The following is a 23,701-nucleotide window of genomic DNA, read 5'->3' on the forward strand; positions in this document are numbered from 1 at the left end:
TCGTGCTGAGCGAAGTCGAAGCACGTTCGCGCCAGCGCCCTTCGACTTCGCTCAGGGCGAACGGAGTTTGTGAATGACCAATCTTTTCGACCTCACCGGCAAGACCGCCATCGTCACCGGTTCCTCGCGCGGGATCGGGCGGGCGATCGCCGAGGAGATGGCGGCGCATGGCGCCAATGTCGTCATCTCGAGCCGCAAGCAGGACGCCTGCGAGGAAGTCGCCGCGGCGATCAATGCGCGTGGGGCCGGCAAGGCGGTGGCGATTGCGGCCTCCATCTCGGACAAGGAAGCGCTGCGCGAGCTGGTCGAGCGGACCAAGGCCGAATTGGGCCAGATCGACGTCCTCGTCTGCAACGCCGCGTCCAACCCTTATTACGGGCCGATGGGCGGGATCACCGACGAGCAGTTCCGCAAGATCATGGACAATAATGTCCTCTCCAACCACTGGCTCACCAGCTTCGTCGCGCCCGAGATGGTGGAGCGCAAGGCGGGCTCGATCATCATCGTGTCGAGCGTCGGCGGGATCACCAGCTCGACCGTGATCGGCGCCTACAACATCTCCAAGGCGGCGGACCTGCAGCTCGTCCGCAACCTCGCCGCCGAATTCGGGCCGGCGGGCGTCCGGGTCAACGCCATCGCACCCGGCCTCGTCCGCACCGACTTCGCCAAAGCGCTGTGGGAGAATCCGGAAATCCTCAAGTCCGTGACCAAGGTCTCGGCGCTGAAGCGGATCGGCGAGCCGCGCGAGATCGCCGGCGCTGCGCTGTTCCTGGCGTCCGAGGCAGGAAGCTTCGTTACCGGCCAGACGCTGGTCGTCGACGGCGGCTCGACCTTCGGCGCGGGCTTCTGATGAGCAGCACGCCCAATCCCACCGGCCGCCTCGCCGGCAAGATCATCATCGTCACCGGCGCGGGCTCGGGGATCGGCAAGGCGACCACGACCCTGTTCCGCGAGCATGGCGCGACGGTCATCGCCGCCGATCTTCAAGGCGCCGACCACCGGGCCGATGCGGGCCGCGAGGAGGATGTCGTCCGCCTCGTCGAAATGGCCACCCAGGAGCATGGCGCGCTGCATGGCTTCTTTGCCAATGCCGGCATCTCGGGCGGTCTCGCTTCGATCTTCGAGCAGAGCGTCGAGGACTGGAACGAGATCCTGCGCGTGAACCTCATCGGCCCGTTCCTCGCGATCAAGCATGCCGCGCCGGTCATCAAGGCGCAGGGCGGCGGGTCGATCATCTGCACCGCGAGCGTGGCAGGGCTTCGCTCGGGCGCGGGCGGGCCGGCTTACAGCGCGTCCAAGGCGGGGGTGATCAGTCTTGTGAAGACCGCCGCCCAGCAACTTGCGACCTCGAACGTCCGCGTGAATGCGATCTGCCCGGGGCTGATCGAGACCGGCATGACCGAGTTCGTCTACGAGCGGGCGCGGGCCAAGGGGCAGGAGGAGCGCCTCGGCCACCTCAATCCGCTCCGCCGCGGCGGCGTGCCTGACGAGATCGCGCACGCGGCGCTGTTCCTCGCGTCCGACGAATCCTCCTACGTCAACGGCCACGCCCTCGTGGTCGATGGCGGGCTGTCGTCGAGCCATCCGTTCAACCGACAGGATTATGGCCGTACCGCGATCTGAGCGGCTGCCCCCTTCCCTTTCCGCAACCTCGGGCTAGGGACCTATTCACAACATTGTCAGCGAAGGACCGCTCATGACCTCGCCTATCTCGACCCAACGCCACGGCTCGGTGCTCATCATCGCGTCGAACAACCCGCCGGTGAACGCGCTCGGCCATGCCGTTCGCGAAGGGCTTGTGAAGGGGATCGAGGAGGCTGACGGCGACGAGAGCGTCAAGGCCGTCGTGATCATCGGCGAAGGGCAGACCTTCTTCGCCGGAGCCGACATCAGCGAATTCGGCACCCCCAAGGCCTTTGCCCAGCCGGTGCTGCCGCAGGTGGTCGACATCATCGAGAATTGCACCAAGCCGGTGGTCGCGGCGATCCACGGGACGGCGCTCGGTGGCGGGCTCGAGGTGGCGCTGTCCTGCCATTATCGCGTGGCGGTGCCGACCGCGAAGCTCGGCGTTCCCGAAGTGAAGCTCGGCCTGCTGCCGGGCGCGGGCGGGACCCAGCGCCTGCCGCGCGCGGCGGGTGTCCAGCATGCGCTCGAGATGACCACCAGCGGTACGCCGATCGGGGCCAAGCAGGCTGCCGAGATCGGGCTGGTCGACCGGCTGATCGAGGGCGACCTCCTGCAGCATGCGGTCGCCTATGCCGCCGAAGTCGCCGACGTACGGCCGCTGCCACGCACCAGCGAGCGGACCGACAAGATGGAAGGCACCGACCCGGCGATCTTCGACCAGTTCATCGCCGCCAACCCCCGCACCTTCCGCGGCTTCGAGGCACCGATGAAGAATCTCGAGGCGGTCCGCGCCGCGACCCAGCATCCCTATGCCGACGGCGTGCAGGTCGAGCGGAAATTGTTCATGGAGCTGATGGCCGGGACCCAGGCCAAGGCGCAGCAATATTTCTTCTTCGCCGAGCGCAAGGCCGCCAAGATCGAAGGCGTCGACGAGAGCGTGAAGCCGCGTGAGATCAAGAAAGTCGGCGTGATCGGCGCCGGCACGATGGGCGGCGGCATCTCGATGAACTTCCTCCAGGCAGGCATCCCCGTCACCATCGTCGAGACCAGCCAGGAAGCGCTCGACCGCGGCACCGGGGTCATGCTCCGCAACTATGAGGCGAGCGCCAAGAAGGGCCGCTTCACCGCCGAACAGGTCGGGCAGTTCATGGGTGCCTTGAATCCGACGCTCGATTTTGATTCGCTGGGCGACTGCGACCTCATCATCGAGGCCGTGTTCGAGCAGATGGAGATCAAGAAGGACATCTTCGGGCGACTGGACAAGGTCGCCAAGCCGGGTGCGATCCTCGCCAGCAACACCAGCTATCTCAACATCGACGAGATCGCCGCGGCGACCGGCCGTCCGCAGGACGTGGTGGGCCTGCACTTCTTCTCGCCCGCCAACGTCATGAAGCTCCTCGAGGTCGTTCGCGGCGCGAAGACCGCCGACGACGTGCTGGTCACCGCCATGGCGCTCGCCAAGAAGATCAAGAAGGTCGCGGTGGTCGCGGGCGTCTGTTACGGCTTCATCGGCAACCGCATGCTGATCCCTCGCCAGACCGAGGCGACCAAGCTGCTCCTCGAGGGCGCGACCCCGGCGCAGATCGACAAGGTCCACACCGACTTCGGCATGCCGATGGGCCCGTTCCAGATGGCCGATCTCGCCGGCGTCGACATCGGCTGGCACCGCGACCCGAACCGGATCGAGAACATCCGCGACGCGCTCTGCGCGGTCGACCGCTGGGGCCAGAAGAAGGGCGCCGGCTTCTACGATTATGACGAGAAGCGTCGCCCGAGCCCGTCGCCGACCGTACAGGGCATCATCGAGGACTTCCGCGCCAAGGCCGGGGTGACCCCGCGCGAGATCAGCGATCAGGAGATCGTCGAGCGCACGCTCTACACGATGGTCAACGAGGGCGCGAAGATCCTCGAGGAAGGCATGGCCCAGCGCGCATCGGACATCGATGTGGTATGGATCTATGGCTACGGTTGGCCGGTTTACCGCGGCGGCCCGATGCACTGGGCCGATACCGAGGGGCTCGGGAAGATCGTCGAAGGCCTGCGCCGGTCTGCAGAACATATGGGTGACGACTTCAGCTTTTCCCGTTTGCTGCTCGACAAGGCCGAGAAGGGCGAGAAGTTCACCTCGCGCTAGGCGCCGAGCCGAACGAAAAGGAGTTGCGTGTACTTCGATGCTGGCTTGAAGGAGGCGGAGCTCGCCTTCCTCAACGCGCCGTTCGACGCGGACGGCTGGCGATCGGCGATGCACGCCCTCTCTTCGGCGACCCGGACCACCTTCGCGCAATTCGTCGGGATCGGCGGGCCGTTGCTCGTGCCGTTCAACGTCCTCAACGTCTATCCCGACGACCCCAATGGGCACATGAGCAACATGGACCTTTTGGGGCCGGGCAATTGGCGGATCGGGACTACCGATGCGGCCATGACGATCCGCCACGAGCATCACTATGCCCAGTACCGGGCGGAGCGCGGCGTCACCGACTATGACGATGCGATGAGTGATCTCGACTTCGTGCACGGCTGCCATTCGGCGCTGATGCTCGAAAGCTCGGGGACGACTCGCCTCGCTTTGCTCCGGACCCGGCGCGACGGGCCGTGTGACGCCGACGTGCTCCAGCGGTTCGGCTGGCTCAGCCGCCAGGCCGAGCGGGCGATGCGCGTGCAGCTCGCGCTTGGCGAGGAATCCGCGCAGCTCATGCTCGGGGGCCTCGAGGGAATAGGCGAGGCCACTCTCCTGCTCGACCGGACCGGACAGATTTGCGGCGTCAGCGAGGCGGCCGAGACCCTGCTCGACCAGGCCGAGGAGATTGAGGAGGACGGCTTTGCGCTGCGCCTGTCGAATACGGCCGAGGACCGGGCGCTCGGGGCTGCGCTCAAGCGCTTGATGAGCGGCGAGGGTGCGCAGGGGCCGGTGCTCCACGACATGATCGTCGGCCGCTCCCCAACTTACCCCGACGGTCGCTGGCGCCTGCTCTGCGCACGACTGCCGGCGATGGAGCATGGCTTCGGCTTCCAGCCCGCCGTCGCCCTGACCTTTCGCCCGCATCACGCCTGACCGGGACCATTCTTCCGCCTAGGTCGTTACGGCTGGCGAAGGAGTGTCATCCATGGCCAGCACCGCCGCCGTCCCGCAGGAACCCGTTCGCCGCTATTCGACGGTGGCCGCAACCTTCCACTGGATCACCGCCGCCGCCGTAATCTTTCAGCTTTGGCTGGGCTTCAGCATGGGCGACGAGGGTCCTCCGGCCGAGCCGACCTTCAGCTGGCACAAGACCATCGGCGCGCTGATCCTGCTGCTGACCTTCGCCCGGCTGACCTATCGCCTGACCAATCCGCCCCCGCCCTTCCCGGCCGACCTGTCGCGCTGGGAGCGGCTCGCCGCGGTGTGGAACCACCGCATCTTCTACCTGCTCCTGATCGGCCTTCCGATCGGTGGCTATCTCGCCGTCTCGGCCTTCTCGCAGGGCCAGCCGACCAGGCTCATCGGAGGCATCATGCTTCCCACCATCCCGGGCATTCCGAAGGCCTGGGGCGAGGTGTTCGGCGGGATGCACGAGGCCGCCGCCTTCGCGCTGATCGCGCTTCTGCTCGTGCATGCCGGCGCGGCGATCAAGCATCGCTTCCTCTCGCCGACCCCGTCGAGCGGACGGATGCCGCCCTTCGCCCTCCCCGGCGAAGAGACGGTGGTCGGCCAGGGCTAGCCCTCGATGATCACCTCGGTGCCATTGGTGGTCAGCCCGTAGAGCTTCTTGGCGAATTCCACCGGGATCCGGACGCAGCCGTGGCTCGCCGGATAGCCGGGGAGCTTGCCGCCGTGAAAGGCGATGCCCTTCTCGTCGTACATCTGCATGTAGGGCATGGGGGCGTTGTCGTACTTGCGGCTGAAGCCCTTCACCTGCTTGCGGAAGACCTTCCAGTAGCCGAGCGGCGTCTCGCGCCCTTTCTTGCCGCTGGAGATCGTGGTCAGCCCGACCAGCTGGTCGCCCTTGTAGACGAACATCAGCTGCTGGAGCCGGTCGATCACCACCTTGGCCGGCGCATCGGGGATGGTCGGCGCCCAGCGATAATCGCCGGCGCTCAGCGCGACGGTGCCGAACATCGCCCGCGCTTCGCGGGTCGCCTTAGGCGCATGGCCGTGGGTCCACTCGTAGGGAAGCTGGACTTCGGCGACGGGCGCAGGTGGCGGCGGCGCCCGGTCGGGCGCGGTGGCGCAGGAGGCGAGCAGGGCGGCGGCACCGGCAACGGCGGCGAATCTCATCAGACGCATGCCATCGTCCTGCCGCAGCCACGCGGACCGTCAAGCATCTGGTAAACGGGAAGTTTAGCCGCCGATCCCGGTTTCCCGCGCAGGCGGTGCGTTGACGTGGCTCCAGATGGCGCTGACTACCACCGAGCCTTCGCCAACCGAGGACGCGACGCGCTTCACCGAACCCGAGCGCACGTCGCCGACCGCGAAAATCCCGGGGCAGGAGGTCGCATAGCTCGACCCCGCTCTCGCATCGCTGCCCGTCAGCACGAACCCCGCCCGGTCGAGCTCGACCAGGCCCGACAGCCAGTCGGTATTGGGCGCGGCGCCGATCATGATGAAGAGCGCACGGCAACCGACTGCCCAGCTCCCCGCCGGGCCGCGGACGGTGACCTGTTCGAGGTGCGTATCCCCCTCGAGCTGTGCGAGTTCGCTCTCGTAATGGACCGTCACCCGAGGATCATGCTCGATCCGTTCCCGAAGGTAGGCGCTCATGCTTTGCGCGAGGTCGGTGCCGCGGACGAGCAAGTGAACCCGGCTCGCTACCCGCGAAAGATACATTGCGGCCTGGCCCGCGCTGTTGCCGCCGCCGACGACGATCGCCTCGGTCTGCTTGCAGAAGCGCGATTCCATCTCGGTCGCGGCATAGAAGACCCCCGCGCCCTCGAAGTCGGCGAGCCGGTCGAGCGGAAGCCGCCGATACTGGACCCCGGTGGCGACCAGTACCGTCCGCGCGCAGACGCGGTCGCCTTCATCGAGCGTGGCGCAGAAACCGTCCTCGGTCCGCTCCAGCCTTTCGACCCGGCGCGGCATGGCGAAGCAGGTCCCGAACTTCATCGCCTGCACCTGCCCGCGGAAAGTCAGGTCGGCACCCGAGATGCCAGTCGGAAAGCCCATGTAATTCTCGATTCGGCTGCTGGTCCCCGCCTGCCCGCCGATCGCATTGTCCTCGACCACCAGCGCCGACAGTCCCTCAGCCCCGGCATAGACGGCGGCAGCGACCCCGGCGGGACCTGCGCCGACAATCAGCAGGTCGCGGACGCAATCCATGTCGGGGCTGAGGTCCAGGCCGTAGAGCTGCGCGAGCTTGCGCGGGCTGGGCTGCTCGATGGTCCGGTTGCCGAACCGGACGCCCGGCTCGCCGTCGACTTCCTTGAAGGGCAGGCGGTTGCGGCTGAGGAAGCTCGCCACGCGCTGGATTGCAGGGTCACCGCCGGGATTGGCGATGAAGACTCCCGACCGCCCTTCCTCGAAGATCATCCGCCTCCGCGCCGAGAAGACGGTCAGGACGTGGTCACCGATCTCGGGGATATCGCTCATCAACTGGAGCATGTCCTCTCGCGGAATCTCCAGCGTCCGGGTCGGCACCGCCGCGCGCATCGCCAGCGTCATGGGGCCGCCCGAGAGAAAGTTGAGTTCACCGAGAAACTGACCGGGACCGAGGCCGGACGGCATCAGCCGGCCGCCATCGAGCGGGTCGACGACCTCGATCTCGCCCTCGTCGACCAGCACGAAGCGGGTCATCGGTTCGCCCGCGTCGAGCACGATGGCGCCCGCGTCGTAGCGACATGGCATTGCGCGAGCACGAATGGCCTGAAGCTGGTCGCCCGCGAAGGGGCGCGGGGTCATGAAGGTGAGGTCGCCGCCAATCGAGTCCATGGCGCGAAAGCTAGCCCAATCGGACCTTCACACAAGCGTAGAGACCGAGCGCGCAGATCAGCACGGCACCGACCGACCCGAGCCAGAAATCCCGCCGGAGACGAGCATCGCCTACGAAGATGCCGGGATATTCATGACGAACGCGGGCATTGGCCTGACGCTTCCATTCGTCGAAGGCGGCGGTGCCAGGCTGCGGGTAGATGGGTCGGTCGCCAAGCTTGGCGAACATCTTCCACGACCCGGCGTCGCGGTAAGGCCTGAATTCTTCAGGCAGATCCTTTTGTGGCAAGCACCCAATCGCTTCGGCAAATCGCGGCTGCGACTTCATCCAGTCGAGGATGCCATATTCGTCGTGATTGGCCTCCTGGCGGCTGATCATCCAGCGCCAGACCTCGGGAGGCTTGTCCTTCAGCCATCTGGCCACCGCCGCTCGGGCAAGCCTTGCGTCACGGTCGCCTTCGTCCTCGATGTCCGGCCCGGTCATCAGTTCCCTCGCGAGCGTCGCGGCCTCATTCCCACTCGATCGTTCCCGGTGGCTTCGACGTATAGTCGTAGACGACGCGGTTAATGCCCTGCACCTCGTTGACGATGCGGGTCGCGACGCGGCTGAGGAATTCGGCGCTGAAGGGATAGACGTCGGCGGTCATGCCATCGACGCTGGTCACGGCGCGGAGGGCGCAGACGCTGTCATAGGTGCGCGCGTCGCCCATCACGCCGACCGTCCGGACCGGCAGCAGCACCGCGAACGCCTGCCAGATGGCGTCGTAGAGCCCGGCGTTGCGGATTTCTTCGAGGTAGATGAAATCCGCCTTGCGCAGGATGTCGCACTTCTCTTTGCTCACCTCGCCCGGGATACGGATGGCGAGGCCCGGCCCCGGGAAGGGGTGGCGACCGACGAAGGCCGCGGGCAGCCCGAGCTCGACGCCCAGCGCCCGGACCTCGTCCTTGAACAGTTCGCGAAGCGGCTCGACCAACTTCATGTTCATGCGCTCGGGCAGACCGCCGACATTGTGGTGGCTCTTGATCGTGACCGAGGGGCCGCCGGTGAAGCTGACGCTCTCGATCACGTCAGGGTAGAGCGTGCCCTGCGCGAGGAAGTCGGCGCCGCCGATCTTCTTTGCTTCCTCCTCGAACACCTCGATGAAGGTCTTGCCGATGAACTTGCGCTTGGCCTCCGGATCGCTGAGCCCGGCGAGACCCGACAGGAACAGCGCCTCGGCTTCGACGTGGACCAGCGGGATATTGTAATGGCCGCGGAACAGCGAGACGACCTGCTCGGCCTCGGCGCTGCGCATGAGGCCATGGTCGACGAAGACGCAAGTCAGCTGCTCGCCGATCGCCTCGTGGATCAGGACGGCCGCGACCGCGCTGTCGACGCCGCCCGACAGGCCGCAGATGACGCGGCCGGAACCGACCTGCGCGCGGATGTCGGCGATCTTCTGCTCGCGGTAAGCGGCCATGCTCCAGTCGCCCGAACAGCCGCAGATGTGGCGCGCGAAATTGGCGAGGAGCTTGCCGCCGTCGGGCGTGTGGACCACCTCGGGGTGGAACATCAGGCTGTAGCGCTTGTCCGCCTCGTTGGTGGCGATCGCATAGGGCGCGCCTTCCGAACGGGCGACGATGGAGAAGCCAGGCGCAAGGCTTTCGACGCGGTCCCCGTGGCTCATCCAGACCTGGTGCGTTTCGCCGACTTCCCACAGGCCGTCGAACAGCGCTGAGGGGGCGACCACCTCGATGAAGGCGCGGCCGAACTCCTTCTGGTCGGAGGTGACGACCTTGCCGCCGAGCTGCTGGTGGAGCGTCTGCTGACCGTAGCAGATGCCGAGCAGGGGCAGGCCGCTGTCGAACAGGACCTGCGGTGCGCGGGGCGAATCCTCCCAGGTCACCGACGAAGGACCGCCCGAAAAGATGATTCCCTTGGGCTTGAGGCGGTGGAAGGCCTCTTCGGCCGCGTTGAACGGGGCGATCTCGCAATAGACGCCGGCTTCGCGGATGCGGCGGGCGATGAGCTGGGTAACCTGGCTGCCGAAATCGACGATGAGCAGCGTGTCTGCCGGCTGGACGGTCAAGGCGGTCGGGCTCCGTGGCGCAAAGGAAAGGGCGCCGAAGCCCTATGACTCCGGCGCCCTCCTGTCCACTCGACGGACCGCTTAGTAGCGGTAGCCGTAGCGGTTGCGGTCGATGTCGAGGTTGGTGATCCGACCGTTGCGCTCGAACTTGCAGTTGAAGCGATATTCCGCGCCCGCCTGCTGATAGCCGCCATAAGGCTGGTTGTACCCGCCGTAGGGCTGGTTGTAGCCACCACGATTATAGCCGTAGCCATAATTGCCCTGGTAGGCTGCGTTGCTGGCCTGGCCGTAGACACGCATGTTGCCATTGCGGGTCCGCTCGACGCGGTCGATCTGGACCACGCGATACTGGCCATACCCATAGCCACGATTGTTGCCGTAGCCGCTCAGCCGCTGCTCGGTCGCCCGGGCACACTGGTCGACCGCAGCGCGCTCGAGGTTGTAGTTGTTGGTGCCGTAATAGCCATTGTAGCCATAAGGCGTCCCGCCGCGGAGGATCTGGTTTAGGATCGCGCCGGTGATCACGTCACCGAGGCCACCACCGCCATAGCCACCATAGCCGGGATAATATTGGGCCGCGGCCGGAGCCGCCGCACCCACGGTCACTGCTGCAACGGCAGCGGCGCCAGCGAGAAACTTCGAAACAGCCTTCATGGCCACGTCTCCTTATTGCGTCGAAGCGGGCCTCCCCGCTCGTGTAACGCTTCTGGACGATTCGCGCTGCATCGCGACTGAATGCGCGGTTTGCTGCCGTTCAGCATTCGGGCCGTGCACGAAACGACAGGGAAATCTGCCGACGGCTCGCCTTACGAATTTATTTTTGGCCCCGCTTGACATTGGTGCAAAGATCGTTTCGCCGGCGCGAAAATCGGAACCGCCGTTTGCCTAGCTCGTTTTCTGGTCAAACGGAGACCTTTGAAATGAAACGCTTAGCAACTCTTGCGGCGGCCCTTGCCGTCGCGGTGGCGAGCCCGTGCGTCGCTGCCGAACTGGCCCCCGACGAAAGCAGCAGCGCGCTGCTCGCCGCCTCGGTAGCGGTCGCCATGGCGCGCGACGAAGCTGCGCCCGTCCTCGGCGAAAAGAACCTGAAGCCCGGTGCCTACTGGTGGGCGAAGGATGCGCCGACGACCGGCAATGTGGAAGTGGTGGTCAGCCTCGAGGACCAGCGCGCCTATGTCTATCGCGCCAACGAGCTCATCGGTGTCACCACCATCTCGTCGGGCAAGCCCGGCAAGGACACGCCGCCGGGCATCTTCCCGATCCTCGAGAAGAAGACGATGCATCGCAGCCGCAAGTATGACGATGCGCCGATGCCCTACATGCAGCGGCTCGATCAGTATGGGATCGCGCTCCATGCCGGGCACAATCCGGGCAAGCCGGCCAGCCACGGCTGCATCCGCCTTCCCGCGGCCTTCGCGGCCAAGCTTTTCTCGCTGACCAAGGTCGGTGACCGGGTGGTCATCGGCTGACCAGTCAGGCCGGCGAGGGTCTTCCCCTGCCCTCGCCGGCCGCACTGGCGTCCGTTACTTGATCTCGAGCCCGGTATGTTTGGCCAGGAACGCGCTGACGTCGCTGGCTTCCTCGATGATCTTGTCGGTGGGCTTGCCCGACCCATGGCCTGCCCGGGTCTCGATCCGGATGAGATGCGGTTCGCCCGCCGGATCGGCATGCTGGAGCGCGGCGATATATTTGAAGCTGTGCCCCGGAACGACCCGGTCGTCGGTGTCGGCCGTCGTCACCAGCACCGCCGGATAACGAACCCCCACCTTGATATTATGGTAGGGCGAATAAGCTAGCAGGGTCCGGAAATCGGCTTCCTTGTTGGGATAGCCGTAATCGTCGACCCAGTAGCGACCGGCGGTGAACCGGTCGAAGCGGAGCATGTCCATCACGCCGACCGCGGGATTGGCGGCCGCGAACAGGTCCGGTCGCTGGTTGACCACCGCGCCGATCAAGAGGCCGCCGTTCGATCCGCCCTGCACCGCGAGCCCGCCCTTGGGCGTCACTCCTTGCGCGATCAGCGCCTCGCCAGCGCCGATGAAGTCGTCGAAGACATTCTGCTTGTTGGCGAGGCGGCCGGCGTCATGCCACGCCTTGCCATATTCGCCGCCGCCACGAATGTTGGCGAGCACCCAGGCCCCGCCCTGCTCGAGCCACGCGAGGCGCGTCGCCGAGAAACTCGGGGTCAGCGAGACGTTGAACCCGCCATAGCCGTAGAGGAGGGTCGGGACCGGCCCGGTCACGCCCTTCTTGCGGACAATGAACATCGGCACGCGGGTGCCGTCCTTCGACGCGAAGAAACGCTGCTCGACGGTAAAGTCGTCGGGATTGAACAGCAGCTTCGGCTCGAACCAGGTCTGGGTCGCGTTCGCGCGGACGTCATAGCGGTAGATCGTCGTCGGGCGGTTGAAGCTGGTGAAGGCAAAGAAGGTCTCGGGATCGTCGAGGTCACCCGAGAAGCCGCTGGCGGTGCCAAGACCCGGCAGGGTGATGACCCGTTCGCGTGCGCCGGTCAGGCTGTGCACCCGAACCTCGGTCGCCGCATCCTTCAGGTAGGACAGGACGAGTTTGCCCCCGATCAGGCTCGATCCGTTCAGCGTCTCGGCTTGCTCGTCGACGATGGTGCGCTGGTTGGCCCGCGGCGCATTGACGTCGATCGCCACGACCTTGAGGCGCGGCGCGCCGTCATTGGTCTGGAAATAGTAGGTCGAGCCACGATTGCCGATGTAGCTGTAGTCGCGGGTGAAGCCGGGGATCAGGGTCCGCGGCTTGGCGCCCTTGCGCTGCCAGTCGAGCAGGGTGACCTCGTAGCGCTCGTCGGTGCCGCTCGAGGAGGTGATCACCACCGTCGCGCCATCGTCGCTGACCTGCGCGCCATGATTGAGGTCGGGCCGGTCCGGAGTCGCATAGAGCAGCCGGTCGGCGGCCTGCTGCGTGCCGATGCGATGGAAATAGACCATCTGATTCTTGTTCAGCGACTGGAAGTCCTGTCCTTCGGCGGCTTCCGGATAGCGTGAGTAGACGAAGCCCTTGCTGTCCTTGGCCCAGCTGAGGCCGGAGAATTTCACCCACTTGATTTCGTCGCCGACTTCCTTGCCGGTCGCGACGTCGAGGACCTTGAGCGTGCGCCAGTCCGAACCGCCGTCCTGGATCGCGTAGAGGAGGTAGCGGCCGTCTTCGCTCGGCACCCATTCCGCAAGCGCGGTGGCGCCGTCCTTGCTGAAGCCATTGGGGTCGATCAGCAGCCGCTCAGGCCCGTTGACGCTGTCGCGCACATAGAGCGGCGACTGGTTCTGGAGCCCGCTGTTGCGCTGGTAGAAATAGCGGCTGCCCTTCTTCACCGGCACGCCGACACGCTCGTAATTGTAGAGCTCGGTCATCCTCTTCTTGAGGATGTCGCGGCCCGGAAGCGTGTCGAGGAAGCCGTCGGTGACCTTGTTCTGCTCGGCGACCCAGGCGGCGACGGCCGGATCCTTGCGCACGTCATTCTCGAGCCAGCGATAGGGGTCGGCGACCGCGGTTCCGAACTGCGTCTCCACCACATCGCCGCGCTGCGTCTGCGGATAGGCCAGCGCCGGCGTCGCCGGGGTCGCGGCTTCGGCGGCGGGGGGCGGGGTCAGGGACGCCTCGGGCGGCGGGGTGGTCGAACAGGCAGAGACAATCGGAAGGGTCATCAGAAGGAGGCTCTTACGCATGGAAGTCCCTGGAGATGGGGAGGGGGAAGGCGAAAGGCTAGCAGCAAGGTCGGGTGAGGCAAGCCGCGACTTGCGTCGCTGCCGGAACCGGCGCAATCGACGAGCCATGACCCTCGTCAACACCGACTTTAACGCCGCCGCCGAAGCCGAATATGAGGCGATGATCGCCCTTCGCCGTGCGATCCATGCCGATCCGGAGCTGGGGCTTCACTGCACCCGGACCAGCGCCAAGCTGAAGGCGTCGCTCGAGGGCCTCCCGCTCGAGATCCGCGACTCCACCAGCACCAGCGGCTTCGTGGCGATCTTGCGCGGCGCGCGGCCGGGGCGGACCGTGCTTCTTCGCGGCGACATGGACGCCCTCCCCATTCACGAGGATACCGGGCTCGACTTCTCCAGCCAGACCGACGGCAAGATGCATGCCTGCGGTCACGACACGCATTCGGCGATGCTCTCTGCCGCCGCCCGCATCCTCTGCGCGCAGCAAGCGAGCCTTGAGGGCACGATCGTCTTCATGTTCCAGCCGGGCGAAGAGGGGCATCACGGCGCGCGCTTCATGATTGAGGACGGGCTGCTCGACGACCCCGCCCCCGACGGCGCCTTCGCGCTCCACGTCTGGCCGACCCTGCCGGGCGGCGTGGTGACCAGCCGGGCCGGTGCGCTGCTCGCCTCGACCGACGCCCTCAACGCGACCATCCGCGGCCGCGGCGGCCATGCCGCCATGCCCTACGAGGCGATCGACCCGATCCCCGTCGCCTGCCAGGCGGTGACAGCTCTCCAGACCCATATCGCTCGGCGCATCGCCTTCTTCGACCCGGCGATCCTGACCATCACCCAGATCCACGCCGGGACGGCCTACAATGTCATCCCCGAGTGCGTCGAACTGAAGGGGACGCTTCGTACCCTGTCCGACGGCGTTCGCGCCAAGGGCAAGGCGGCGTTCGAGAAGATCGTCACCGACGTCGCGGCCTCGGCCGACTGCACCGCCGAGATCCGCATTGACCAGGGCTATCCCGCCTGCCGCAACGATCCGCGCGCGGTCGAACTTGCCGCGTCCGTCGCGCGCGACCTCTTTGGCGACGACGCCTTCGTCGAGATGCCGAGCCCGATCATGGGCGGTGAGGATTTTGCCTATGTGCTCCAGAAGGTGCCCGGCTGCATGGCCTTCGTCGGGGTTGCCCCCCCGGATGCCGAGGAGCCGGGCAGCCGGCCCGGCCTCCACCACGCCAAGATGACCATCCATGAGGAATGGCTGACCCGCGGGGTCGCGCTCCATTGCGCCTTCGCCACCCGCTTCCTCGCGCGCGGCTGGGAGTAAGCCAGATGAAGGAACTCACCCTCCGCGGGATCATCCTCGGCGCGCTGCTGACGATCCTCTTCACCGCGGCCAACGTCTATCTTGGCCTCAAGATCGGGATCACCTTCGCGACCTCGATCCCCGCCGCGGTCATCTCGATGGCGGTGCTGAAGCTCGTCCGCGATTCGACCATCCAGGAAAACAACATCGTCCAGACGATCGCCTCCTCGGCAGGAACGCTGAGCGCGATCATCTTCGTCCTGCCGGGCCTGATCATGGTCGGCTGGTGGACAGGCTTCCCCTACTGGCTGAGCGTCGCCGTGATCGGCATCGGCGGCGTCCTCGGCGTCATGTATTCGGTGCCGCTGCGGCGCGCGCTGGTGACCGGCAGTGACCTCCCCTACCCCGAGGGCGTCGCCGCGGCCGAAGTGCTCAAGGTCGGCGCGGGGGTCGGTGGGGCCGAGGAGAACAAGCGCGGCCTCACCGCCATCGTCATCTCTTCGGTCGTCTCGGCCTTCTACTTCATGTTCGCCAAGACGCGGATCGTGGCCGAAGCCGCGGAAAAGAGCTTCCGCCTCGGCGCGGGCGCGACGAGCGCCTCGGCCAGCCTGTCGATGGCGCTGATCGGCGTCGGCCATCTCGTCGGCCTCGGCGTCGGCATCGCGATGATCGTCGGCCTGCTCATTGCCCGGCTCGGCCTCCTGCCCTGGCTCACCGCTGACCAGGTGTCCGCCGGCGGCGCGATCGACGAGATCGTCTCGACCACCTTCCGCGAGAAGGTCCGCTTCATCGGCGCGGGCACGATCGGCATCGCCGCCATCTGGACCCTGCTCAAGATCATCGGGCCGATCGTGAAGGGCATCCGCGAGGCGCTCGCCGCCAACCGGGCCCGCCGCGGGGGCGAGGCGCTGGACCTCACCGAACGCGACCTTCCGATCACCATCGTCGGCGGCACCATTGTGGTGGCGATGATCCCGATCGCCCTGCTTCTCGCCGCCTTCGCCCAGTCGGGTCCGATCGCGACGATGGAAGGGACCACCCTCACCCTCTCGATCCTGTACATCCTCGGCGCGGGGATCGTGATCGCCTCGGTCTGCGGTTATATGGCGGGCCTGATCGGCGCGTCGAACAGCCCAATCTCAGGCGTCGGGATCCTTTCGGTGCTCGGCATCTCGCTGATCCTCGCAGCCTTGTTTGGGCAAGGTGCGGGCGACGGCGCGGACACCAAGGCGTTGGTCGCCTTCGCACTGTTCGTGACCGCGATCATCTTCGGCATCGCCACCATCTCGAACGACAATCTTCAGGACCTGAAGACCGGGCAGCTGGTCGGCGCGACCCCGTGGCGGCAGCAGGTCGCACTGGTGCTGGGCGTCGTCTTCGGCGCGCTGGTGATCCCGCCGATCCTCGAGCTCCTCAACAGCGCCTTCGGTTTCCAGGGTGCGCCGGGTGCCGGCCCGAACGCGCTTGCTGCCCCGCAGGCCGCGCTTATCTCCGCGATCGCGCAAGGCGTGCTCGGCGGCAATCTCGACTGGGGCCTGATCGGCACCGGCGCGATCATCGGTGTCGTCGTGATCATCATCGACGAAGTGCTTCGCGGTACGACCAGCAAGTACAGCCTGCCTGCGCTCGCGGTCGGCATGGGCATCTACCTGCCGATGGACCTGACCCTCCTGATCCCGATCGGCGCGCTTGCCGGCTGGCTCTACAATCGCTGGGCGCTGCGCCAGCGCAACGCGGGCTTTGCCGAGCGGATCGGGACCCTGATGGCGACTGGACTCATCGTCGGCGAAAGCCTGATGGGTGTCCTTTATGCCGCCATCGTCGCCGGCGCCGAGCGCGCCGGGAGCGAGAATGCCGGCGAAGTGCTGGCGCTCGTCGAGGACTTCCCGTGGGCGGTGCCGCTCGGAATCCTGCTTTTCACCGCCCTGGTGGTCGGCCTCTACGCCTGGACCAGCCGCGCGGCGCGAAGCGCTCCCCTGGTTGACGAACCGCTCCAGCCGTCCGAGGCGACCTACCGATGACCCCCAAGTTCCTCGGCCAGAACAGCCCCCTCCCCGCCTCGCCCGAGGAGGCAGCGCTCGATTATGTCCCCAACCCGCGTGCCGGGAGCCTGTATCTCGTGCGCTTCGCGGCGCCCGAGTTCACGTCGCTCTGCCCGGTGACGGGGCAGCCCGACTTCGCGCATCTCGTGCTCGACTATGCGCCAGGCGAGACGATCGTCGAATCGAAGAGCCTCAAGCTGTTCCTTGGCTCGTTCCGCAATCATTGCGGCTTCCACGAGGATGTGACGGTCGGGATCGGTCAGCGCCTGTTCGACGAAATGAAGCCAAGGTGGCTGCGGATCGGGGGCTACTGGTATCCGCGCGGCGGAATCCCGATCGACGTCTTCTGGCAATCCTCCGCCCCGCCCGAAGGGCTTTGGGTGCCCGACCAGGGCGTGGCGGGTTATCGCGGGAGAGGGTGATGAACGATCTCGTTTCGGCCGAATGGCTGGCCGCCAACCTCAAGGCGGCCGACCTCGTCGTGCTCGACGCGAGCTGGCACCTGCCCACCGTGAACCGCGACCCCAGGCAGGAATATGAAACGCGGCACATTCCGGGCGCGCGCTTCTTCGACATCGCGGCGCTGGCTGACCATGATGCCGCTACCTCGCACATGCTCCCGAGTGCGGACGAGTTCGCCAGCGGCATGGAAGCGCTCGGCGTTGGCAGCAACGACCGGATCGTCATCTATGACGACAGTGCCCTCCGCACCTCGGCGCGGGCCTGGTTCATGCTCCGCCATTATGGCGCGGAGAATGTCGCCATCCTGGATGGGGGACTCACGGCCTGGCTCGCGGAAGGCCATCCCGTTACCGACGCGCCGCCCCCTGCGCGCCGCGCCAGCTTCGCGGCCGCGGCACGACCTAACGAGGTCGTGAGCAAGAGCGACCTCCTGCACGGGGTGGGCGTGCCGATCGCTGATGCCCGTGCGGCCGCGCGTTTCGCCGGAAGCGAGCCCGAGCCGCGGCCGGGCCTCGAGGCCGGGCACATCCCCGGCTCACGCAACCTTCCCTTCAGCGCGCTCTATTCCGAGGACGGTCGGTTCCGCTCCGAAGGGGAGATCCGTCAGGCCTTTGCCGCAGCCGGAATCGATCCCGAGCGGCCGTTCGTCGCCAGCTGCGGGTCGGGCGTCACCGCCAACAGCCTGATCTTCGCGGCGCGCCTCCTCGGCAATCGCGACGCGCGACTTTACGACGGCAGCTGGAGCGAATGGGGGGCGGATCCCCACACCCCGAAAGAAAAGGGTTAGGCCCGCCCGACGAACAGGGCTTCGATCCCCGCGAGGTCCCGGCGAAGGCTTTCGCCAAGCACATCGAGCGCTGCGGGATGCGGGGTCTCGCCGGCGCTTTCCGCACCGAGCAGAGCCTCGATCCCGGCTGCCGCGGCCCCGGCGGCGCGGATCGTCCGTCCTTCGATGCAGCGCTGCATCGCTGGCGGGGCGAGCGGCATCAGTTCCTCGAACTCGATGGTCGCGGGATCACGCCGCGGGCGACCCTCGAACATCTCCACCAGCGCGAGCGCCTGTCGCACGCTGCGCAGCCGCGCCACCGCTTCGACATAGGGGGCCGGCTCGGCCGGCTGCTCGGGCTGGAAGTGGATCATGCGACTCACTGGTAAAGTCGCATGGTTGAGAAGAAGTGAAGTTTGCTCCCGAAGCGGTGTGATCCGCTTCGCTTCACGCGGCGGCCGACTCCAGGTCGCGCAGGATCCAGCCGCGCTGCGGGATCGTCTCGATGAATTCGGCCCCGCCGCTAGCGAGCCGGAGCTTCTTGCGCAGCTTGGAGATGAAGACGTCGATGATCTTGGGCTGCGGCTGGTCGTCGGCCCGGCGATAGAGATGCTTCAGCAGCATCGTGCGGGTGACGACGTTGTTGCGAGCGAAGGCCAGCAGCTCGAGCACGCGATATTCCATCTCGGTGATGGCGATCGGATGGCCGTCGATGCGGATCAGGCGCTGGACCTGGTCGACCGCCATGCGGCCACCGCACAGCGTCGGCGGAAGCTCGGACCCGGCGGCCTTGAGGCTGGCGAGCAGCTTCGAGGCGACGTCGTCGGCATCGTCGCGCGGCAGGCTGACCGGGGCACCGATCAGCTGCTGCTGCAGCTCGGACACGAGGGCGTGCGCTTCCTCGGCCATCTTCTGGCCTTCCTCGAACCGCTTGCGCGAGCGCTCGAGCAGCGCCTCGACTTCGACGAGGCGGGCGGAAATCGTGTCGTCTGCCATTGGTGGCCCTCCCCTGCTGCCGATGACCCTACGGAGTCTGGACCGAGGCTTCCTGGCCATCGCCAGCCGGCGCGGACAGGATCGTCTGGGTCAGCGGGCCCTTGTCGACCACCGCAGTGTCCGGGCTGCCGGCAACCGAGCGGGCACCGAGGGCGGCGCGGTCGGCACCGGCCTTCTCGAGCAGGCCAGTTTCGCTCGCCGGGCGCGGGGCCGGACCACCGAACAGGATCTGGACCGCCTGCTGCTGCGCGCCTTCGGCCGACAGCGAGGCCGTGCCGGGACGCGGCGGGGTCAGGCTGTAGTCGGGCGGGATCACCAGCGGCGCGTTGCGGGCGACGCGAAACTCATCGAGCTTGGAGCCGCTGCCCCCCACGCCGAACACGCCGCACCCGGAGGTGGCCAGCGCCGCAGCGGTGAGACTGAGGAAGGTCAGGGACTTACGCATCTTCAAGCTTCTCCGAAGGGTTCGGTTCGCGAACCAGTAGGGCCCGCAATATCAGGATAGCGACGCCGATGCTAATGCTGGCGTCGGCGACATTGAAGACCAGAAATGGCCGGAAGTCGCCGAAATGAAGGTCGGCGAAGTCGAATACATAGCCGAGCCGCGCGCGGTCGACGATATTGCCCAGCGCGCCGCCGAGCACCATGCCAAGCGCGATCTGGTCCCACTTCTTGTCCTCGCGGGTCAGCCACCAGGCGACGACACCCGCGATCACGCCGGTGAAGGCGACCAGGAGCCAGCGGCCATGGTCGGAACCGGCCGTCAGCAGGCCCAGCGAGATGCCATAATTATGCACTCGCGTCAGCGCGAAGAAGGACAGGATGTCGACGCTCTGGCCGAGCTCGGTCAGGCCGACGGGGCCGGCGACGAGCCATTTGCTCAGCTGGTCCGCGAGGAACAGCAGGAACGCGACGGCAAATCCGCTCCGGGCCTTCATGCCACCACCTCTTCGCAACGATTGCAGAGGTCGCCCTCTTCCTTGACCTCGGGCAGGTGCCGCCAGCACCGGCCGCACTTCTGATAGTCGACGCGGTGCGCGACGACCGCGGGCCCGTGCTCGACCGTGCCGGTATCGACCAGCACCTCGGAAACGATGAACAGCTCGGCGAGCTCGTCACCCGACAGCATCGGCCGGTCGGCGGTGTCGGGTAGGCCGATCGCCACCCGCGCCTCGAGGCTAGAGCCGATCACCTTCTCGCGCCGCATCGGCTCGATCTCGGCAGTGACGTGCTCGCGCAGGGCGCGGTAGCTGGCCCAGATCTCGAGCAGCCGCGCGTCCGCCGCGTCGGGCAGCTCGGGCCATTCGCTGAGGTGGACGCTCGGGCTGTCCGGATAGCGCGTCGCCCACACTTCCTCGGTGGTGAAGACGAGGATTGGCGCGAACCAGCGGACCAGCGACTGGAACAACGTGTCGAGCACGCTGCGATAGGCCATGCGCTTCGGATCCGTGGCCGCGTCGCAATAGAGGCAATCCTTGCGGATATCGAAGTAGAAGGCCGACAGGTCGTTGTTGCAGAAGTCGCCGAGCGCGCGGGCGTAGCCGTTGAAGTCGTAATTCGCGATCGCCTCGCGCAAGTCGGCGTCGTGCTTCGACAAGAGCGCCAGCATGTAGCGCTCAAGCTCGGGCATTTCGGCGAGGTCGGTGACTCGCTCGGATTCCTCAAAGCCTTCGAGCGCGCCCAGCAGGTAGCGGAAGGTGTTGCGGATCTTGCGATAGCTGTCCGAGACGCCGGCGAGGATTTCCTTGCCGATGCGGTGGTCCTCGGTGAAGTCGACGCTCGCCACCCACAGCCGGAGGATGTCGGCCCCGGTCTCCTTCATCAGGTCGAGCGGGTTGACCGTATTCCCCAAGCTCTTGGACATCTTCATGCCCTTGGAATCCATGGTGAAGCCGTGGGTCAGCACCGTGTCATAGGGCGCGCGGCCGCGGGTGCCGCAGCTCTCGAGCAGCGACGACTGGAACCAGCCGCGATGCTGGTCGGAGCCTTCGAGGTAAAGGTCGGCGGGCCAGCGCTGCTCGGGCCAGTGGCCGCTTTCCAGCGTAAAGACATGGGTGCAGCCGCTGTCGAACCAGACGTCGAGGATGTCGGTGACCTGCTCGAAATCGTCGGGGTTGCGGCCTTCGCCCAGGAAATGCTGGACGGCGCCTTCCTCGGTCCAGGCGTCGACGCCCTTCTCGCGGATGGCGGCGACGATGCGGGCGTTGACCTCCGCGTCGACCAGATATTTGCCGGTCTTGCGGTCGACGAACAGCGTGATCGGCACGCCCCAGGCGCGCTGGCGGCTCAGCACCCAGTCGGGGCGACCCTCGACCATCGAGCCGATGCGGTTGCGGCCCTTGTCGGGGACGAAGCGAACGCGGTCGATCTCGGACAGGGCGCGCTGGCGAAGCGTCGTGCCGCCCTCGATCGGCTGGTCCATGCCGACGAACCATTGCGGGGTGCAGCGGTAGATCACGCGGGCCTTGGAGCGCCACGAGTGGGGATAGCTGTGGCGGAAATCGCCCGCGCTCAGCAGCGCGCCGGCTTCGCGGAGGTCGGTGCAGATCGGGCCGTCGGGCCCGTTGAACTTGGTGTTGATGACCGAGCCCTGCCCGCCCAGCCACAGCCAGTCCTCGCGATACTTGCCGTCGCCCTCGACCGCGAAGACGGGGTCGATTCCGACCGCCTTGCACGCCTCGAAATCCTCCTCGCCATGGTCGGGCGCCATGTGGACGAGGCCGGTGCCGGCGTCTGTGGTGACGTGCGGCGCCGGGATCAGCGGGCGCGGCTTCGCGAAGAAGCCGCCGAGTTGGTGCATCGGATGGCGGGCGATGGTGCCGGCGAGCTGCTCGCCGCGCCATGTGGTTGGCGGAGGCGAGGGATTCTCGGCTTCGTATTTCTCCAATTCGGCAAGCAGCCGCAGATGATCCTCGGGCGGAACATCGATCGTGGGCGCGTCGTCGTCCTTGTCGAGCGTCTCGCTAAGCCGTTTGATGAGCGCGTTCTTGAGTTCGGAGGCGACAAGGTAGCGTCGGACGGGGAAGCCCCATTCGATCACTTCGTACTCAATACCCTCGCCGAACGCGACCGCCTGGTTGACCGGGATCGTCCACGGCGTGGTCGTCCACACCACCGCATGGGCGCCGACCAGCTCGGGGATCGGGCTTTCGACGATTTCGAAGGCGACGTCGATCTGGGTCGAAACGACGTCCTCATATTCGATCTCGGCTTCGGCCAGCGCGGTCTTTTCGACCGGGCTCCACATCACCGGCTTGGCGCCGCGGTAGAGTTGGCCGCTTTCGGCGAACTTGGTCAGCTCGGAGACGATGGTCGCTTCGGCCTCGAAGCTCATCGTGAGGTACGGCTTCTTCCAGTCGGCCAAGATGCCGAGGCGCTGGAACTGGCCGCTCTGCACGTCGACCCAATGCTGGGCATAGGCGCGGCACTCGGCGCGGAACTCAGGTGCGGGGACCTCGTCTTTGTTGCGCTTCTTCTTGCGATACTGCTCCTCGACCTTCCACTCGATCGGCAGGCCGTGGCAGTCCCAGCCGGGCACGAACGGCGCGTCCTTGCCGAGCAGCGACTGGGTGCGGACCGCGAGGTCCTTCAGCGTCTTGTTGAGGACGTGGCCGATGTGGATGTCGCCGTTGGCGTAGGGCGGGCCGTCGTGGAAGATGAACTTCTCGCGGCCGGCGCGGGCCTCGCGCAGCTTCGCGTAAAGGTCGCTCTCCTGCCACTTGGCGAGGATGGCCGGTTCCTTCTGCGGCAGGCCGGCCTTCATCGGGAAGTCGGTCTTGGGCAGGAAGACGGTGTCGCGCCAGTCGCGCTTTTCGGGGGGAGTCTCGTCGGACATGTCGCGCGCGGCTCTAGCGGTGCGCGCCTACAGCAGCAACCGCCGTGCCTCGGCCTCGTCGCGGTTCATCTGCTCGGCAAGCGCGTCCATGCCTTCGAACCGCTGCTCGGGGCGGAGGAAGTGGTGGAGCGCCACGTCTATCTCCTGGCCGTAGAGGTCGCCCGTCCAGTCGAAGAGAAAGGCCTCGAGCAGCTCTACGGGGGGCTCGAAGGTCGGACGGATCCCGACATTGGCCACGCCCGCATGCTCACTGTCGTCGGGAAGGCGCACCCGCACCGCATAGATGCCGTAGGCTGGGCGCTGATAGTCGCCGAGGACGAAATTGGCGGTCGGATAGCCAAGCTCGCGCCCGCGCTTGTCGCCATGCTGGACGGTGCCCCGGATCGCAAAGGGCCGGGTCAGCAGCCGGGTCGCGGTTGCGGTATCGCCCTCGGCCAGTGCACGGCGAATGCGGCTCGAGCTGATCGGCTCGCCTTCGAGCGACACGGGCCCGACCGCCTCGGCGTCGAGCCCAAGCATCGCCCCGGCCGAGCGCAGCAGCGCGGCATCGCCGCCGCGCCGCGCGCCGAAGGTGAAGTCCTCGCCGGTGACCACGGCGGCCGCGCCAAGCTCCTCGCGGAGCAGGCGGACGAAGTCCCCGGCGCTGGTCGCGGCCAGCGCGGCATCGAAGCCGAACACCAGCATGGCATCGGCTCCAGCTCCCGAGAAAAGTTCGGCCCGCTGGTCGAGGCTGGTCAGCCGGAAGGGCGCGGCGTCGGGCTTGAAGAAGCGCACCGGATGCGGATCGAAGGTGGCGACCAGCGCTGGCCGGCCTTCGTGCGCCGCCCGTGCCACCGCGCGCCCGACCACCGCCTGGTGGCCAAGGTGAAAGCCGTCGAAATTGCCAAGGGCCACCACCGCGTCCCGGAATGCTTCCGGAATGCCGTCGGCCAGGGTAAGGCGCTTCATCTTGCCGGCGGCTGTAGAAGAGGTTGCGCCGCGCCGCTAGTGAGCCCGTTGACTCATCGCCCCCCG

22 protein-coding genes are annotated in these 23,701 nt (G+C 66.8%); 10 read left to right on the plus strand and 12 right to left on the minus strand.

What is annotated here, in order from left to right; translation table 11 throughout:
- Nucleotides 1–73: 73 nt before the first annotated feature.
- From AC4GYU_RS01535 to AC4GYU_RS01555, 5 genes are all read left to right on the plus strand, one after another.
- Nucleotides 74–850, plus strand: a complete 777-nt coding sequence (locus AC4GYU_RS01535; protein WP_491085145.1) for an SDR family NAD(P)-dependent oxidoreductase — start codon at nt 74–76, stop codon at nt 848–850.
- Nucleotides 850–1,623 carry an SDR family NAD(P)-dependent oxidoreductase gene (locus tag AC4GYU_RS01540; protein ID WP_491085146.1) on the plus strand — a complete coding sequence of 258 codons (774 nt, stop codon included), beginning with the start codon at nt 850–852 and terminating at the stop codon, nt 1,621–1,623. The genes AC4GYU_RS01535 and AC4GYU_RS01540 overlap by 1 nt, the downstream gene beginning before the upstream one ends.
- Before the next feature lie 73 nt (nt 1,624–1,696).
- Nucleotides 1,697–3,760: a 3-hydroxyacyl-CoA dehydrogenase NAD-binding domain-containing protein gene (locus AC4GYU_RS01545; RefSeq protein ID WP_491085147.1), complete on the plus strand. Its 2,064-nt coding sequence runs from the start codon at nt 1,697–1,699 to the stop codon at nt 3,758–3,760.
- A 27-nt stretch (nt 3,761–3,787) separates the two neighbouring features.
- Entirely contained in the window at nt 3,788–4,678 is an 891-nt protein-coding gene (locus tag AC4GYU_RS01550) for a hypothetical protein (protein ID WP_491085148.1), read from the plus strand.
- Between the two features lie 52 nt (nt 4,679–4,730).
- The gene (locus tag AC4GYU_RS01555) at nt 4,731–5,324 is read left to right on the plus strand and encodes a cytochrome b (RefSeq protein ID WP_491085149.1); all 594 of its coding nucleotides are present in this window, start codon (nt 4,731–4,733) and stop codon (nt 5,322–5,324) included.
- Here AC4GYU_RS01555 and AC4GYU_RS01560 read toward each other — a convergent pair.
- The 5 genes from AC4GYU_RS01560 to AC4GYU_RS01580 form a co-directional block, all read right to left on the minus strand.
- Nucleotides 5,321–5,890: a L,D-transpeptidase family protein gene (locus AC4GYU_RS01560; protein ID WP_491085150.1), complete on the minus strand. Its 570-nt coding sequence runs from the start codon at nt 5,888–5,890 to the stop codon at nt 5,321–5,323. The two genes, AC4GYU_RS01555 and AC4GYU_RS01560, sit on opposite strands and share 4 nt — an antisense overlap.
- A 54-nt stretch (nt 5,891–5,944) precedes the next feature.
- The gene (locus AC4GYU_RS01565; protein WP_491085151.1) at nt 5,945–7,528 is read right to left on the minus strand and encodes an FAD-dependent oxidoreductase; all 1,584 of its coding nucleotides are present in this window, start codon (nt 7,526–7,528) and stop codon (nt 5,945–5,947) included.
- A 10-nt stretch (nt 7,529–7,538) separates the two neighbouring features.
- The gene (locus tag AC4GYU_RS01570) at nt 7,539–8,012 is read right to left on the minus strand and encodes a hypothetical protein (protein WP_491085152.1); all 474 of its coding nucleotides are present in this window, start codon (nt 8,010–8,012) and stop codon (nt 7,539–7,541) included.
- 25 nt (nt 8,013–8,037) lie between these two features.
- A complete protein-coding gene (guaA, locus tag AC4GYU_RS01575; protein WP_491085153.1) occupies nt 8,038–9,597 on the minus strand; it encodes a glutamine-hydrolyzing GMP synthase in 1,560 nt (519 codons plus the stop codon).
- A gap of 81 nt (nt 9,598–9,678) precedes the next feature.
- Nucleotides 9,679–10,251: a hypothetical protein gene (locus AC4GYU_RS01580; RefSeq protein ID WP_491085154.1), complete on the minus strand. Its 573-nt coding sequence runs from the start codon at nt 10,249–10,251 to the stop codon at nt 9,679–9,681.
- Nucleotides 10,252–10,517: 266 nt separating this feature from the next.
- On the opposite strand from AC4GYU_RS01580, the gene AC4GYU_RS01585 reads away from it, so the two are divergent.
- Complete coding sequence (locus AC4GYU_RS01585; protein WP_491085155.1) at nt 10,518–11,066, plus strand: L,D-transpeptidase family protein; 549 nt, start codon at nt 10,518–10,520, stop codon at nt 11,064–11,066.
- A gap of 54 nt (nt 11,067–11,120) precedes the next feature.
- Here AC4GYU_RS01585 and AC4GYU_RS01590 read toward each other — a convergent pair whose 3' ends face one another.
- Nucleotides 11,121–13,292, minus strand: coding sequence for a prolyl oligopeptidase family serine peptidase (locus AC4GYU_RS01590; protein WP_491085156.1), 2,172 nt, complete (start codon nt 13,290–13,292; stop codon nt 11,121–11,123).
- Nucleotides 13,293–13,398: 106 nt separating this feature from the next.
- Between AC4GYU_RS01590 and AC4GYU_RS01595 the strand changes: the two genes are divergently transcribed.
- The 4 genes from AC4GYU_RS01595 to sseA are packed head-to-tail and all read left to right on the plus strand — an operon-like array spanning nt 13,399 to nt 17,877.
- Complete coding sequence (locus tag AC4GYU_RS01595) at nt 13,399–14,607, plus strand: M20 metallopeptidase family protein (protein ID WP_491085157.1); 1,209 nt, start codon at nt 13,399–13,401, stop codon at nt 14,605–14,607.
- Between the two features lie 5 nt (nt 14,608–14,612).
- Nucleotides 14,613–16,607: an OPT family oligopeptide transporter gene (locus tag AC4GYU_RS01600; protein WP_491085158.1), complete on the plus strand. Its 1,995-nt coding sequence runs from the start codon at nt 14,613–14,615 to the stop codon at nt 16,605–16,607.
- The gene (gene queF / locus AC4GYU_RS01605; protein ID WP_491085159.1) at nt 16,604–17,050 is read left to right on the plus strand and encodes a preQ(1) synthase; all 447 of its coding nucleotides are present in this window, start codon (nt 16,604–16,606) and stop codon (nt 17,048–17,050) included. The genes AC4GYU_RS01600 and queF overlap by 4 nt, the downstream gene beginning before the upstream one ends.
- The gene (sseA, locus tag AC4GYU_RS01610) at nt 17,050–17,877 is read left to right on the plus strand and encodes a 3-mercaptopyruvate sulfurtransferase (protein ID WP_491085160.1); all 828 of its coding nucleotides are present in this window, start codon (nt 17,050–17,052) and stop codon (nt 17,875–17,877) included. Before queF ends, sseA begins: the two co-directional genes overlap by 1 nt.
- On the opposite strand, the gene AC4GYU_RS01615 is transcribed toward sseA, so the two are convergent.
- The 6 genes from AC4GYU_RS01615 to AC4GYU_RS01640 form a co-directional block, all read right to left on the minus strand.
- Nucleotides 17,874–18,230, minus strand: a complete 357-nt coding sequence (locus AC4GYU_RS01615) for a hypothetical protein (protein ID WP_491085161.1) — start codon at nt 18,228–18,230, stop codon at nt 17,874–17,876. The genes sseA and AC4GYU_RS01615 overlap by 4 nt on opposite strands.
- Nucleotides 18,231–18,303: 73 nt before the next feature.
- A complete protein-coding gene (locus tag AC4GYU_RS01620; protein ID WP_491085162.1) occupies nt 18,304–18,852 on the minus strand; it encodes a winged helix-turn-helix domain-containing protein in 549 nt (182 codons plus the stop codon).
- Nucleotides 18,853–18,880: 28 nt separating this feature from the next.
- On the minus strand, nt 18,881–19,297 hold the full coding sequence (locus AC4GYU_RS01625; RefSeq protein WP_491085163.1) for a DUF3035 domain-containing protein: 417 nt from the start codon (nt 19,295–19,297) through the stop codon (nt 18,881–18,883).
- Nucleotides 19,290–19,790, minus strand: a complete 501-nt coding sequence (gene lspA / locus AC4GYU_RS01630) for a signal peptidase II (protein ID WP_491085164.1) — start codon at nt 19,788–19,790, stop codon at nt 19,290–19,292. Before lspA ends, AC4GYU_RS01625 begins: the two co-directional genes overlap by 8 nt.
- Entirely contained in the window at nt 19,787–22,687 is a 2,901-nt protein-coding gene (gene ileS / locus AC4GYU_RS01635) for an isoleucine--tRNA ligase (protein WP_491085165.1), read from the minus strand. The genes lspA and ileS overlap by 4 nt, the downstream gene beginning before the upstream one ends.
- A gap of 27 nt (nt 22,688–22,714) precedes the next feature.
- Nucleotides 22,715–23,635 (minus strand): bifunctional riboflavin kinase/FAD synthetase, encoded by a 921-nt coding sequence (locus AC4GYU_RS01640; protein WP_491085166.1) that lies wholly within the window; start codon nt 23,633–23,635, stop codon nt 22,715–22,717.
- Nucleotides 23,636–23,701: the final 66 nt, after the last annotated feature.

This window comes from Sphingomonas sp. SP2, assembly GCF_058313385.1.